General features: G+C 27.8%; 1 protein-coding gene. It reads right to left on the reverse strand.

The annotated features are described in order from the left end of the window. Positions 1-204 precede the first annotated feature (204 nt). Positions 205-711 carry a hypothetical protein gene (locus BG20_RS04870; protein ID WP_010191633.1) on the reverse strand — a complete coding sequence of 169 codons (507 nt, stop codon included), beginning with the start codon at positions 709-711 and terminating at the stop codon, positions 205-207. Positions 712-940 lie beyond the last annotated feature (229 nt).

Genomic DNA, 940 nt, shown 5'->3' on the forward strand with positions numbered 1-940 from the left:
ATTCCTGCAAATCGTATTGTTTTATCAATATCCATAACAGCAATACAAAAGAGGTTTTCAGGTCGAATATTTTCTAATTTTTGCATACTTTTAATTTATAAAAAAAATTAAGATACCAAAAATTGGATTTATTGACAAAAGAGTTAACACGTTTGCTAGAGGAATTGAATCTATTTTTGTGCCTAATTTTAAAAGAATTTGAGTTTACGGTTTAATTTTTACTTCTTTAGATAATGCAATCCAGTCAATATTTGCCTGTTGATTTAGATATATTTTCAACAAATCATCCCATGCTTTACACATATCAGTTTTGAATTTCTTAAAACCATTTACACTGGATAGTGAAATCGGTGTCTTTGGATTGTATCGTACCTCATCAAGTGAGACACAATGTACGGTGTCATTTCTAACTTCAAAAAGTCGGGACATATTTCGAGTATATTCAGGTGAGAACACACCCCAGTCTAAAAATGCCCTAATCTTTCTATTTACAGGAACAAGGTTGAGAAGATAGAGCAATTCTTTGTTATCTTTTTGATTTGAATAGGATACAATTCTCAGACGAATGATTTCATCAAACAAAAATGCCATTTTTGAAAATCCAGATAAAACACTATCACGATTTTTTATAATAGTTAATTTTGAATTAAATCCATTTTTTAAGATTCCATCATTTAAGAAATAATGTTTATTTTTATCAATTACATACAATCTTACTTGGTTTGAAATTTTTTGTTTGTTTTTTTATTTCTTGAAGAAAATTAGAAACAATCATGGTAAAACAATCTATTCGTAATCAAATAAGGATTTGGCAGATTTTCAGTTAAGATAGGACATGATCAAATTGTTCACAAGGTTTATAGATCGCTAAACATTAACTAAATCAGAGATAACAGGAAAAAGAAAATTACATTAAATTACTGTTGTCTACTAAAGATTT

The sequence above is a fragment of the Candidatus Nitrosarchaeum limnium BG20 genome (genome assembly GCF_000241145.1).
In the GTDB taxonomy this organism is placed as follows: domain Archaea; phylum Thermoproteota; class Nitrososphaeria; order Nitrososphaerales; family Nitrosopumilaceae; genus Nitrosarchaeum; species Nitrosarchaeum limnae.